This is a genomic window from Leisingera sp. SS27 (assembly GCF_028368855.1).
GTDB lineage: Bacteria > Pseudomonadota > Alphaproteobacteria > Rhodobacterales > Rhodobacteraceae > Leisingera.
Genome location: NZ_JAQNCY010000015.1, coordinates 38,108 through 50,592 on the forward strand (window position 1 = coordinate 38,108; position 12,485 = coordinate 50,592).

Genomic DNA, 12,485 nt, shown 5'->3' on the forward strand with positions numbered 1-12,485 from the left:
GACCCAAGGCCCGCCTCCCTGCTACTCGCAGCCGGCAATTGCCGCGCCGATGTCCTGCAACAGCGCCGGATAGAACTGCGGCCCTGCCTCCAGCTTGGCGCCAAGCGGATCCAGCACCGCGGTGCCGGCCCCGGTGCCGTCCAGCACGGTGGCGACCAGACCCGGGTTGAACTGCGGCTCCGAGAACACGCAGGCCACCTTCAGATCGGCCACCACCTCGCGCACTTCGGCAATCCGCGCCGGGCTGGGTTTCACCGCGTCGCTCAGCGAGATCGCCCCGGCCGCGCTGAGGCCAAAGCCCTGCTCGAAGTACTGATAGGCATCGTGGAACACGATGAACGGTTTGGCCCGGAACGGCTCCAGCGTGGCGGACACACTTGCCACGGTCTGCGCGATTTCCTGCTTGCCCGCTTCGGCATTGGCCCGGTAGGCCGCCGCATTGTCCGGGTCATGCTCCGCCAGCTCCTCCGCGATCACATCCAGCCACACTTGCGCATTGGCCGGCAGAAGCCAGGCATGCGGGTCGGCACCCTCATGGTGGTGACCCTCGGCGTGATCTTCGTGGCCCGCCTCTCCATGTGCCTCGTGGCCGTGCCCTTCATGCGAGGCATGATCATCGTGATCTGCATGCTCCTCATCACCATGGCCGTCATGATCCGCATGATCATCATGGCCGTCCGCCTGCGCGTCATGGCCGTGCTCGTCATGATCATCGTGGCCGTCATGGCCCGCGTGATCATCATGCTCCTCATCATGGGCATGCGCTTCGAACCGGGCGCCCTCGCGGAATGGCAGAACCGTGGTGCCCGTGACCTCCAGCAGTTCCACCCGGTGCGCATCACCGGCCAGTTCCTCCAGCGGGCCTTCCAGCCAGGGGGTCAGCGCCCCGCCCAGCCAGAACACAACATCCGCCTGATCCAGTGCCCGCGCTTCCGACGGGCGCATTGCATAGCCATGCGGCGAGGCCCCGGGCGGAACCACCAGAGCAGGCTCACCCAGCCCCTGCATCACCCGCGCTACCAGCCCATGCACCGGCGCAATATCCGCCGCGACACGCGGCACATCTGCCCAGGCAGCGCCCGCCCCCGCCAGCAAAGCCACCGCTGCCGCACCGCTCCTCAAAACGCCAGATTTCCGCATGTTGCGCCCCATGTAATTTTATAACATCACGCGGCTTGATAAACGTCATAACATAACATATCAAGAGGCAATTCCGCCGCCCTAAAGGACACCGTTCATGGACTCCATCGGCTTTGCCCCGCACGACCACAGCAGCTGCATCCAGGACGGGATCGCCGCCGTGGATGCCCAGTGCCGGGCCGAAGGTCTGCAGTTCACCCCGGTGCGCCGCCGGGTACTGGAAATTCTCCTTCAGGAGCACCGCGCGCTGGGGGCTTATGAAATCCTCGACCGGCTGCGCGAAGAGGGACTCGGCTCACAGCCGCCCGTCGCCTACAGGGCGCTGGATTTCCTGGTGAAAAACGGCTTTGCCCACAAGATCGAGCGCCTCAATGCCTTCATCGCCTGCACCCATCCGGGCGAAAGCCACGCGCCGGCCTTCCTGATCTGCCGCGCCTGCGACGCGGTGGCAGAGGCGCAGCGCGAACCCACCCAGGGCCAGCTTGGCCAGGCCGCCCGCGACGCCGGTTTCGTGATCGAGCGCGCGGTGATCGAGGCTGAGGGCCTGTGCCCGAAGTGCCAGCACAAGTCCGCCGCATGAACAGCCTGATTTCCATGGACGGGCTGACTGTCGCGCATAGCGGCAACACGGTTCTGTCCGGTGTCAGCCTGTCGATTGCCCCCGGCGAGATCGTCACCGTGGTCGGCCCCAACGGCTCCGGAAAATCCACTCTGCTGCGCAGCGTGATCGGCGCGCTCAAGCCATCGCGCGGCACGGTCACCCGGGCACCAGGGCTGCGCATCGGCTATGTGCCGCAGAAACTGCATATCGACGCCACCCTGCCATTGACTGTGCGCCGCTTCCTCAGCCTGCCGGAACGGGTGTCTGATGCCCGCGCGTCCGAAGCATTGATACAGGCAGGCGCCGGCGATCTGGCGGCGCGGCAGATGTCGGGCCTGTCGGGCGGCCAGTTCCAGCGGGTGCTGCTGGCCCGCGCCCTGCTGTGCAATCCGCAGCTGCTGATTCTGGATGAAGCCACCCAAGGCCTGGACCAGCCCGGCTCCGCCGCCTTTTACCAGCGCATCGAGAAGGTGCGGCAGGATCTGGGCTGTGCGGTGCTGATGGTCAGCCATGAGCTGCATGTGGTGATGGCGGCCTCCGACCGGGTGATCTGCCTCAACGGCCATGTCTGCTGCGAGGGTGCGCCGGAACATGTCGCCTCTGCCCCGGAATACCGGGCGCTGTTCGGCACCGGCACCCAGGGCGCCCTGGCGCTGTACCGGCATGAGCACAACCACAGCCATGATCACGGCTGCACGCATGATCACGGGCATCAGCATGAGGCCGCCGAATGACCCTGCTTGACGATTTCCTGATCCGTGCCGCGCTCGCGGGCATCGGCGTGGCCCTGGCTGCCGCCCCCTTGGGCTGTTTCGTGGTCTGGCGCCGGATGGCCTATTTCGGTGATGCCACCGCCCATGCCTCGATCCTTGGCGTGGCGCTGGCCCTCAGCTTTGATGTGTCGGTCTTTGCAGGCGTGCTGGCGACCGCGCTTGCCATGGCCACCACGGTTTCAGCACTGGCAGGGCGCGGCTATGCGATGGACACGCTGCTGGGGGTGCTGGCGCATTCTTCCCTCGCTTTCGGCCTGGTTGCGGTTTCCTTCCTTCAGGGGGTCAGGATCGACCTGATGGCCTATCTGTTCGGTGACATTCTTGCAGTGGGCCGGGCAGACCTCGCGGTGATCTGGGGCGGCGCGGTGCTGGTGCTGGTGCTTTTGTGGTGGCGGTGGCCAGCGCTGCTGACTGCCACCCTGAACCCGGATCTGGCCCATGCGGCCGGCATTGACCCGCGGCGCGAGCAGATGGTGCTGACCATCGCGCTGGCGCTGGTTGTGGCGGTGGCGATCAAGGTTGTGGGGGTGCTGCTGATTGCCGCGATGTTGCTGATCCCGGCCGCCGCCGCCCGGCCCTTCGCCGCGACACCCGAGCGCATGGCGGTCATTGCCGGGCTGCTGGGGATGGTTGCGGCCACCGGCGGGCTGCAGCTGGCCTTTGTGCTGGATACCCCCGCAGGCCCCAGCATCGTCTGCCTCGCAGCCGGGCTGTTCGCGGCCTCCAGCCTGACCGGGCTGCTGCTGCAGCGCCGCCGCAGCTAGGGTCAAACCCCGAACCGCCGGGCACCAGCCGGCAGCAGAGGGGCCGTCAGGCGTTCCGCCGGCCTGCCTTCAGGGCGTCAGCTGGCGGTGCGCTGAAGGTCCGGAGCCCCCGTCCATTTGCTGATCGCACCGGTCAGGGCCTTCTTGTTGATTGGCTTGCTCAGGAAGTCGTCCATGCCGGCCTGCAGGCATTTTTCCCGGTGGGCCTGCAGCGCATTGGCGGTCAGCGCCACGATCGGGCATTTTCCGCCGCCGCTTTCGGCCTCAATCCGCCGCATCTCGGTGGTGGCCTCCAGACCGTCCATCTCCGGCATCATCATATCCATCAGCACGATATCAGGACGTTCGGCGCGGAACTGCGCCACCGCCTCAATGCCGTTCTTGGCAATTGTGATGTCCAGCGGAGCGTCCTTCAGCATCTTGGTCACAACCAGCTGATTGGTGCGGTTGTCCTCGGCCAGCAGCAGCTTCAGGCGGCGTTCCGGCAGCCGCGATCCGGTTTTGCGGCCAGGTCCGGTGACTGTCTTGCGATCGTCCGGCCGGCTCAGCACCCGTTCAAGCACCTGCCGCAGCTGGACCGCCCGCACCGGCTTCAGCGCAAATTCGCAAGCCCCGATAGCTTCGCAGTCGGCACGGTTCAGCGCGTGCTCCACTGACGACAGGATAATCAGCGGCAGCCCCTCAAAGCCCGGCATCGTCCGGATCCGCGCCGCAAGGGCGCGCCCGTCCATGACCGGCATCTGGTAGTCAAGAATGGCAAAGTCGAACCGGCTCCCGTCCAGCTGCGCATCCGCCAGGATTTCCAGCCCCTCATGCGCCGACGCCCCCAGCGTGCAGGACACCCCCCAGGAACTCAGCCGTTCCGACAGGATCACCCGGTTCAGCTCCAGGTCGTCCACCAGCAAGCCATGCAGTCCGGTAAAATTCTGCGGGCCGCCCGCCGGCACAGTCTCCGGGCGGCCGCCCGCCCGCAGCGGCAAGCGGATCGTGAACACGGACCCCTTGCCCGGCTCAGACTCCACCTCGACCGACCCGCCCATCAGCGCAAGCAGCTGGGAGGAGATCGCCAGCCCCAGCCCGGTGCCCTCAAAGTTCCGGGTGGCGGCGTTGTCAGCCTGCTCGAAAGCCCGGAAGATCTTGCCGACACGGGCCGGCTCGATACCAATGCCGGTGTCCCGCACCTGCAGTTGCAGCATGTGGCTGCCCGACTCCTGCAGCTGCCCGGTCACCTCAATATAGACATACCCCTCGCGGGTGAACTTGACGGCATTGCCCGCCACATTGGTGATCACCTGCCGGATCCTGCCGGCATCGCCCTCAAACACTTCGGGCAAAGCCGGGTCATAGCGCATGGTGATCTCGACCCCTTTCTCCACCGCCTTTGGCGACAGCAGGGTGACCACGTCTTCGACCGCAGTCTGCAGGTTGAAGGACCCGATGCTGAACTCGACCTTGCCGGCCTCGATCTTGGAGAAATTCAGGATGTCGTTGATGATTGTCAGAAGAGCGGAACCGGACTTGGCAATGGTCTCCGCATACATTTGCTGATCTTCGTTCAGCTCCGTTTCCTGCAGCAATTCCGCCATCCCGATGACCCCGTTCATCGGCGTGCGGATCTCATGGCTCATATTGGCCAGGAACTCGGATTTCGCCCGGTTTGCGATGTCCGCTGTCTCCCGGGCCTGCTCCAGCGCAAATTCCCGCTCGTCACGCTCTGCAAAAGTTTCCTCCAGCACGCCCACCGAAAAATCCAGCGCCCGGAACTCGCGCGAAGCGTACCACGGCAGCCGTTCCGCCGGGCTGCGCAGGCCGGAAATCGCATCCGACATCCGCTTGTGGATCATCTGCAGCGGCCGCAGGGCCAATCCATGGACCAGAAGCAGCACAAGAAAGGACAGAACCAGCACCGGCACCACTGTCCAGATGATGATCTGGCGCACCGAAACGGCCACCAGCGCCTCGCCTTCCTGGGTCGACCACTCGACAACCATGGTGCCGAAAACCGCGCCTTCCAGCTCGATCGGCCGCTCATACATCACCCGGCCGCCGTCGGGCGGAGCGCCGGCAGCTTCAGCCGACGCCAGCAGTTTGCCTGCCGGGCTGCGGATCTGGATGGAAACGATCTGAGGCTTGCGGGTGACGGCTTCGATCAGGCCGGTTTCCAGCACCGGCACATCCTCGACGATGATCGATTCCAGCATCAGCCCGCTCAGCAGAGAGACGGTGAGGTCCGCCTGTTCCGCCAGCTGCTCCTCCAGCCTTTGCGCCTCCTGGCGCTGTGCCAGATCGCCGACCACAAAGCCCACGGCTGAGGCCGCCAGCAGCAGCGACAGCACGATCTGGAAAAGGATGCTTGTCCGTTTCATTCAATCAACGCAGTGCTCTAAAAGGCCAGGCTGCGCTCCATCGCCCGGCGGATGATGTCATAATCCTGATCGTCCCCCAGCAGGAAGCCGTTCTTCGAAATCCGGCGCACGATCTCCTCGTTTTCCGAGGACAGCATCACCTTGCGCATCGCTTCCAGAACATCCGCCGGCATCTCCGGCGACGCCAGCCACGGCTTGGTCACATTGTCAAAGGACGCCAGCACCCGGATCGGAACCCCCTTGGCAACGAGCTTCTTGTAGGTGCTTTCCTTCAAGGCGCCCGCTGTGTACCGGCCCGCGCCCACGGCCTCGCCCACCAGGTCATGACGGCCCAGGTAGGCAAATTCCAGCAGGTCTCCGCTGCCGATGCCCGCTTCCAGCAGATACTCCTGAGCCAGGTAGCGGCCGATGGTCGACAGCTCATCGCCAAAGGCAAAGCTGAGGCCTGCCAGGTCTTCGACCGACTGCACCGTGCTGTCGCGATGGACAACAATGACCCCCTTGAACCGCTTTTGGCCGTTCTGGGATTCCATTGCGATGATCCGGACGCCCGGGTTCTCCTTCATCACATGCACATAGGACGCCGGGCCGAATCTTGAGAAATCCACCTCGCCGCTGGCCAGCTGGCGGATGCCCTCCTCATATTCCTTGGCGATCTTCAGCCGGATCGTGACAGGCTCCCTCAGCTCCTCGCTCATCCGCTTGGCCAAGAAGGATAGAAAAGGCTGATACTTTTTGACCGTTGCGGTTGGTTTATCCGCTGCATAGGTGCCGAAAACCAATTCGGTTCCGGCCATGGAAACACCGGGCAGCAATGCCGCAAGCCAGGCCGCCAGAATCGCACCAGGGGCGGCACGCCGCAGCACCGTTCCAAAAATCGCAATGATACCAAAGGTCCACTTAAACAGTTTCACGAGTCTAGCCTCCTGACTGACATCGGCTGGCACGGCAGGCAGGCCGCGCATCTTGGTTACATGGCAGAAAGATCAGAATACAATGTTAACGCACCTGCAATTCTCAGAAAAATTTTGCGGTTCTTTTATTCTTTGGCGCCTATATTAACCCTTCAGTAAGGTTTTCGTAATCTTTTAGGCGAATTCGCCATAATTTCAGAAGAACAGACTCAGCTGGCCCGACAGGAACCACCGTGAAGCAGACCCCTATTCTCTCCAGGACCATCCGGTCCGTCCGCCGTTCAGCACAAACTGTTGTGCTGGCATCGCTTTTATCCGCGCTTCCGGTTGCGGCCCTTGCCATCCCATCACCGGAACTTGTGATTGGCTCGGTCTCTTCGCTGTCTCAGGTTCTGGCTGTGGGAATTGCCATGATTTCCGGTTTGGGCGCTGTCATTGCGGCGAAACTGGGTTTTACTCCCAAGCCGGGCAACTCACCGCGCCGCTACCCGGTCAAGCTGATCTCAGTCCTGGTTCTGGCAGCCGTGGCACTGGCTGCAGGCAACTACTGGCAGTATTCCTCGCACGCGCAGGCCGAGCTGGCAAGACTGCAGGCCACTTTGACGCGGCCGGCGCAGTTTGACGGCACCACCATCAAGGATGCCTCGCTCAAGGAGACCAGCTTTTCCAAGCAGGAGGACCACCCGCTGGCGATGAGCACCGCGGACGCCGCAGCGGCACTGGAGGACGGCCGGACACTGTTCTACGACATCCGCGAAACCGGCGAAAACGCCATGGGCACCCTGCCCGGCGCCACCCATATCCGCTTCCCCGATTTCGTCCAGAGCCAGCCGGTACAGCCCGGCCAGAAGGTCGTGCTGTTCTGCCACAACGGCAACCGCTCTTCGGAAACCTGCGCCAAGCTGGCAGCGATGGGCATCGACTGCAGCTTCATCTCGGGCGGCATCGAGAAATGGATCGTGGAAGGCCGCGACTTCTCTGACAAGGACGTGAAAACCCTCTCCGACCTGCGCGCTATTCCCGAATACCCTGGCAAGGACGTACTGCTCAGCACCGTAGAATTTGAAGAACTGCTGACAACCGAAGACCTCCAGATCGTCGACACCCGCTATCCCGGCGACTTTGAAACCGGCCACCTCCCCGGCGCCATCAACATCCCGATCCGCAAGATGACCACCGACAGCCTTATGGCACGCATCGCGGAACTTGACCCCTCAAAACCCACAATCGCCGCCTGCTACGACCGCCGCAGCTGCTTCATGAGCCAGGTGCTGGGGCTGGAGCTGTCGCAGCAGGGCATCGACTTCCGGGGCCGTTATACCCTGCCGTGGGAATATTTTGTCGCGCCGAAGCCAAAGCCGCATGTGCAGGCGTGGCTGGCAGGCCAGCAGACCGGCCTCTGGGACAAGGCGATCTCGGCATTGGCCGCAGCACTTCTGTGGGTGCATGAACGCAGCCATATCCTGCTGGGCCTCCTGGCGCTGTCGATCCTGACCCGCATCCTGGTGCTGCCGGTGGCGCTGAAATCCGAGCGCGACCAGATCATCACCAATGACACCGCGGATGAGATGAAGGCGCTGAAGGCGAAACTGTCTCATGACCCGGTGCGCAAGGCGCGCGCGGTGCAGGCGTTCTACAGGGACAAGGGCCTGACCCCGATGAAGAATCTCACCGCGCTCTTGTTCCTGCCGGTGATGATGCTAGGCGTGTCCGCCGCGCAGGAGGCCAGCGCCAGCCTGCAGACCCCGTTCCTGTGGATGGCCGACCTCGGCTTGCCCGATCCGCTGTACATCATGCCGGTGCTGTTCTGCGCGCTCGCCGCCGTCTACCTGCTGTGGGCCGTGGCCAAGACCCCGCGCCAGAAAACCCTGTGGATGGTGCTGGGCATGCCCGCGCTCTTTGCCATGGTGTTCAGCCTGTCAGGCGCCGCCAACGCCTATCTCTGCTTCAGCCTGACGCTGCTGCTGGTGCAGCGCGCCTATGTGACAGGCATGCACCGCAAACTGGGCGAAGCCTTTGCCCTGCGCGCCCACAAGCGCCGCCTTGCCAAGCTGCCGCGCGGCGTGATCCCGATGGGCTACACCGAGGAGCTGGAGCACGCCGGCAACAAGGCCCTGCGCCTGTCGATCCTGCGCAATGCCGGCCTGCCGGTACCGGGCGGCGTGATCGTGCGCTCTGATGCAATCCACGGCTACCGCGAAATGTCCGATGCGCAGAAAGATGCGTTTGCAGCGCAGATTTTCGGCCTTGCAGGCGGCAAACCGGTCGCCGTGCGCTCCTCGGCCAGCAATGAGGACGGCCACGACCAGAGCTTTGCCGGCGTCTTTGAATCGGTGCTCGATGTGACCGCAGAAACCATGCGCGCCGCACTGGACGAAGTTGTGACCAGCTTCTCGTCTGAACGCGCCGCCAGCTACTCCGGCGAGGGCGACAGCACCGATCAGGGCAACATCGTGGTGCAGGAGATGGTGCAGGCGGAATACGCAGGCGTCCTGTTCACCCAGGACCCGATGGCGCCCGGCATGGCAATGATCGAATGGGTCGAAGGCTGCGGCGAGGATCTGGTGTCGGGCCGCGTCACCCCGACCTCCTTGCGCTTTGGCCGCTACACCGGCCTGCCGGCGGATGCCGATCAGGACCAGACCTTGGACATGGCGCCGCTCCTGGCGCTTGGCAAACAGATCGAGGAGACCTTCGGCTGCCCCCAGGATGTCGAATGGGCCTATGCCAACGGCCAGTTCCAGATCGTGCAAAGCCGCGACATCACCACTCTCAGCCTCGGCACCGAACAGGAGCAGACCCGTCTCGCCGAATGGCGCGGCCTGCTGGACCGCTACGCCGATGCGGAGCCGGATCAGGCCATCCTGGAACAGGACGAAATGTCAGAGGTCCTGCCCCGCCCGACCCCGCTCTCCTTCTCGCTGATGAGCGAGCTGTGGGCGCCGGGCGGCAGCGTTGACCTGGCCTGCCGCGCCCTTGGCGTGCCCTATGGCCTGCCCGAGGGGCGCGACGGCCACCTGGTGAACCTGTTCGGCAAGACCTATGTCGATGTGGCGCTGAAACAGGACATGACCCTGAAACTCACCGCCGCCAAGGCCAAGCAGCTGCGCAAGCAGGCGCATCCGATGATCACCCGCTTCCGCAGCGAAGTGATGCCGGAACTGCGCAACAAGCTGGCGATCTGGCAGGCTGTGGACTATGCCGCCCTGCCTCAGGACAAGCTCTTGGAGGCGATCTCCACCCTCAAGGACATGTTCATCCAAGAGGTCTATCTGGAAGCGGAAAAGATCAACATCCTGGCAGGTTTCACCATGGGTGAGGCTGGCACCGCAGCCGCAGGCGACCCGGCCCTGCGCGCGCATCTGATGCATGCGGAGCTGCCCAATGCGCCCTCCAGCCTGCTCGCCTCCTGCACCGGCAAGGATGCCCAGGCCCGCGCCCTGCAGCTGATGGGCCACCGCTCGATCTTCGACTACGAGCTGTCCTCGCCCCGCTACGCTGAGGCGCCGGCGCTGCTGAACTCCTTGCTCAGCAGCACGGTCGAACCGATCGGCGCGGTACCGGTCCCGGCCAACCTGCCGGATGAGCTGGACGATACCATCGGCATCGCCATCGCCTATCAGGACCTCAAGGAGCAAGCCAAGCACGAAGCCCTGCGCGTCGTCGCCGAACTGCGCCGCGCTCTCCTGGCCCTGGGTCAGGTAAGCGGGCTGGAGGATCTGGTATTCAGCCTGACCTTCACCGAAGTTCTGGACAGCAACTGGTCCAACCCGGCGCCTCTCCGCGAACTGGCAGAGGCGCGCGCAGAAAAAGAAGCCCTGCGCAAGAAATCCGCCCCCACAGACGTAACCCTCACCCTGCGCGATTGCGAACTGCTGTCGCTCGGCGCCCAGGCCCAGGCGGGCGATGGCACCATGGGCGGCACCTGCGTCGCGGGCAGCGGCAGCGCCACCGCCCGAGTGTTCTGGATGGAGGACGACAGCTGCATCGACCCGGCAGCCTTCGCAGACTTCGAGGACGGCGACATCCTGGTCTGCCGCATGGTCAACCCGGCCTGGCTGCCGTGGGTGCAGCGCTCCAGCGCGGTGCTGTCCGAGGTCGGTGGCTGGCTCAGCCACATGGCCATCGTCGCCCGTGAAAAGGACGTTCTGATGCTGGTCGCCTGCAAGGGCCTCGACAGCCTTGAGCATGGCGAGCAGGTAACTGTCAGCGAAGACGGCAGCATCCAGCCGCTGGAGGAAAAGGGCCTCAAGGTGGTTTCCGCCTAACCCGGCCAGACAGAAAAAGAGAAAAGCCCGCGCCAACTGGTTGCGGGCTTTTTACGTAGGGTGGGCGATTCCACCCACCAGTCCCCTCCTCTTGCAAACATGGCAAAGATTGCCATATTCTGGTTCAGCGAAAGGAACCCGCCGATGGCAACCATGAACGTCTCCCTGCCGGAGCAGATGAAGACTTGGGTCGAGGAACAGGCCCGCGACGGCACCTATGCCAATTCCAGCGACTATGTCCGCGACCTGATCCGCCGCGATCAGGCCCGCTCCGCTGCGATTGCCGAATTGCAATCCGCCATTGACGCGGGCCTTGCCAGCGGCCCGGCGGAACAGCTGACAGCCGAAAGCTTCAAGGCCGCCATGCGCCGCAATGGATGAGCCGCGCTGGCGGATCCGCCCCGCCGCCCGTGACGACCTTGCTGCGATCTGGCGCTATGGCCTGGAAACCTGGGGGGAAGCGCAGGCAGACGCCTATGCCGGCAGCCTGTTTGCGCTGTTCGACTTGCTTGCGGACTTTCCCGGAATGGCCCGCGAGCGGGTGGAATTCACGCCTCCTGTCCGTATCCACCCCACCGGCGCGCATCTGGTGATCTACCGGCTGGAGCAGGGCCGCCCGGAAATCATCCGCATCCTGCACGCCCGCCAGGACCTGATGGCGTTTCTGTCGGAATAACAGGCGCTTCACTCTTGCCATCTGCCGCACATCTGCTCTGATGCGGCGCATGGACCCGCATCTCGACCCCCGGAAAACCGCCCGGCTGATCCAGCATCTGAAGGACCGCATGGACGACCTGCCGCCGAAACTGAAAGCGGCGGCAAAATACGTGATCGACAACCCCGGTGACTTCGGCCTCGATACCGTCCGCACCTCGGCCGAAAAAACCGGCATCAGCGCCAACGGCTTTGTCCGCCTCGCCCAGCACCTGGGCTATGACACGTTTGAGGCCTTCCGCGCGCCCTTCCGCGCCGCCCTCACCACCCTGCAGGAGCCCGGCCTCGGCCAGGACTGGCTGGAGCAGATGCAGGACCAAGGCCCGGCAGGCAGGCTGCAGGCCGCCGCCGCGCGCAACCAACTGAACATCACCTCGCGCTCCCTGCGGCTGATGACAGCGGAACGGACACAGGCCATCGTGGACACGCTGCTGACGGCCCGCCGCAGCTATGTCACCGCCACAAGGTCATCTTATGCGCTGGCCTATTACTTCCACTATGTGGGCCGCATGGCGCTGCCCTCGCTGGACCTCGTCCCCCGCCACATGGGCGCCGCGCTGGACGACCTCTTGGACATTGGCCCCGAGGACTGCCTGATAGCCCTCACCTTCGCCCCCTACTCCGCCGGCACCATCCAGGCGCTGCGGCTGGCGGGCGAGCGCGGCGCACCGGTGATCCTGATCTCCGACAGCGAGGTGATCGCCCCCGGCATCCGCACCGATCACGTGCTGGCGGTCGCCGCCAACTCTCTGCACCCCTTCGGCGCCATCGGCGGCGCGATGGCCGTGCTGGAATGCCTGCTCACCCATCTGATCGAGGCCGGCGGCGAAGACGCCCGCCGAAGGATCGAGGCCTATGACGCCCTGCGCCAGGACAGCGGCGCCTATTGGAGCGGCCCGAAACTGCCGCGCGTCGGACGATAGGCCCCGAGCATCAAGCCGGAAA

At 64.4% G+C, this 12,485-nt stretch carries 10 protein-coding genes; 7 read left to right on the forward strand and 3 right to left on the reverse strand.

Annotated elements, in window-relative coordinates; genetic code table 11:
* Positions 1 to 21 precede the first annotated feature (21 nt).
* Positions 22 to 1,140, reverse strand: a complete 1,119-nt coding sequence (locus tag N6L27_RS20945) for a zinc ABC transporter substrate-binding protein (protein WP_271909377.1) — start codon at positions 1,138 to 1,140, stop codon at positions 22 to 24.
* Between the two features lie 97 nt (positions 1,141 to 1,237).
* Here N6L27_RS20945 and N6L27_RS20950 point away from each other — a divergent pair, with 97 nt between their 5' ends.
* Genes N6L27_RS20950 through N6L27_RS20960 form a run of 3 tightly spaced genes read left to right on the forward strand, consistent with a single transcriptional unit; the run spans position 1,238 to position 3,278 of the window.
* Complete coding sequence (locus N6L27_RS20950; RefSeq protein ID WP_271909378.1) at positions 1,238 to 1,720, forward strand: Fur family transcriptional regulator; 483 nt, start codon at positions 1,238 to 1,240, stop codon at positions 1,718 to 1,720.
* Positions 1,717 to 2,475, forward strand: coding sequence for an ATP-binding cassette domain-containing protein (locus N6L27_RS20955; RefSeq protein WP_271909379.1), 759 nt, complete (start codon positions 1,717 to 1,719; stop codon positions 2,473 to 2,475). Before N6L27_RS20950 ends, N6L27_RS20955 begins: the two co-directional genes overlap by 4 nt.
* Positions 2,472 to 3,278, forward strand: a complete 807-nt coding sequence (locus N6L27_RS20960) for a metal ABC transporter permease (RefSeq protein ID WP_271909380.1) — start codon at positions 2,472 to 2,474, stop codon at positions 3,276 to 3,278. Before N6L27_RS20955 ends, N6L27_RS20960 begins: the two co-directional genes overlap by 4 nt.
* 77 nt (positions 3,279 to 3,355) lie before the next feature.
* Here the strand turns inward: N6L27_RS20960 and N6L27_RS20965 are convergent, their stop codons facing one another.
* Positions 3,356 to 5,644: a response regulator gene (locus tag N6L27_RS20965; RefSeq protein WP_271909381.1), complete on the reverse strand. Its 2,289-nt coding sequence runs from the start codon at positions 5,642 to 5,644 to the stop codon at positions 3,356 to 3,358.
* 17 nt (positions 5,645 to 5,661) lie between these two features.
* Positions 5,662 to 6,558: a PhnD/SsuA/transferrin family substrate-binding protein gene (locus N6L27_RS20970; RefSeq protein ID WP_271909382.1), complete on the reverse strand. Its 897-nt coding sequence runs from the start codon at positions 6,556 to 6,558 to the stop codon at positions 5,662 to 5,664.
* A 410-nt stretch (positions 6,559 to 6,968) separates the two neighbouring features.
* On the opposite strand from N6L27_RS20970, the gene N6L27_RS20975 reads away from it, so the two are divergent.
* The 4 genes from N6L27_RS20975 (at position 6,969) to N6L27_RS20990 (ending at position 12,463) form a co-directional block, all read left to right on the forward strand.
* Entirely contained in the window at positions 6,969 to 10,826 is a 3,858-nt protein-coding gene (locus N6L27_RS20975; protein ID WP_271909383.1) for a PEP/pyruvate-binding domain-containing protein, read from the forward strand.
* Positions 10,827 to 10,970: 144 nt separating this feature from the next.
* A complete protein-coding gene (locus N6L27_RS20980) occupies positions 10,971 to 11,207 on the forward strand; it encodes a type II toxin-antitoxin system ParD family antitoxin (protein ID WP_271909384.1) in 237 nt (78 codons plus the stop codon).
* A complete protein-coding gene (locus N6L27_RS20985; protein WP_271909385.1) occupies positions 11,200 to 11,502 on the forward strand; it encodes a type II toxin-antitoxin system RelE/ParE family toxin in 303 nt (100 codons plus the stop codon). The genes N6L27_RS20980 and N6L27_RS20985 overlap by 8 nt, the downstream gene beginning before the upstream one ends.
* 49 nt (positions 11,503 to 11,551) lie before the next feature.
* The gene (locus N6L27_RS20990) at positions 11,552 to 12,463 is read left to right on the forward strand and encodes a MurR/RpiR family transcriptional regulator (RefSeq protein ID WP_271909386.1); all 912 of its coding nucleotides are present in this window, start codon (positions 11,552 to 11,554) and stop codon (positions 12,461 to 12,463) included.
* Positions 12,464 to 12,485: the final 22 nt, after the last annotated feature.

What these genes read in the sequence shown, in the direction of transcription:
- N6L27_RS20985 (WP_271909385.1), top strand. Translation starts at nt 11,200, where the DNA reads ATGGATGAGCCGCGCTGGCGGATCCGCCCCGCCGCCCGTGACGACCTT.
- N6L27_RS20960 (WP_271909380.1), top strand. Translation starts at nt 2,472, where the DNA reads ATGACCCTGCTTGACGATTTCCTGATCCGTGCCGCGCTCGCGGGCATC.
- N6L27_RS20955 (WP_271909379.1), top strand. Translation starts at nt 1,717, where the DNA reads ATGAACAGCCTGATTTCCATGGACGGGCTGACTGTCGCGCATAGCGGC.
- N6L27_RS20950 (WP_271909378.1), top strand. Translation starts at nt 1,238, where the DNA reads ATGGACTCCATCGGCTTTGCCCCGCACGACCACAGCAGCTGCATCCAG.
- N6L27_RS20945 (WP_271909377.1), bottom strand. Translation starts at nt 1,140, where the DNA reads ATGCGGAAATCTGGCGTTTTGAGGAGCGGTGCGGCAGCGGTGGCTTTG.
- N6L27_RS20965 (WP_271909381.1), bottom strand. Translation starts at nt 5,644, where the DNA reads ATGAAACGGACAAGCATCCTTTTCCAGATCGTGCTGTCGCTGCTGCTG.
- N6L27_RS20980 (WP_271909384.1), top strand. Translation starts at nt 10,971, where the DNA reads ATGGCAACCATGAACGTCTCCCTGCCGGAGCAGATGAAGACTTGGGTC.
- N6L27_RS20975 (WP_271909383.1), top strand. Translation starts at nt 6,969, where the DNA reads ATGATTTCCGGTTTGGGCGCTGTCATTGCGGCGAAACTGGGTTTTACT.
- N6L27_RS20990 (WP_271909386.1), top strand. Translation starts at nt 11,552, where the DNA reads ATGGACCCGCATCTCGACCCCCGGAAAACCGCCCGGCTGATCCAGCAT.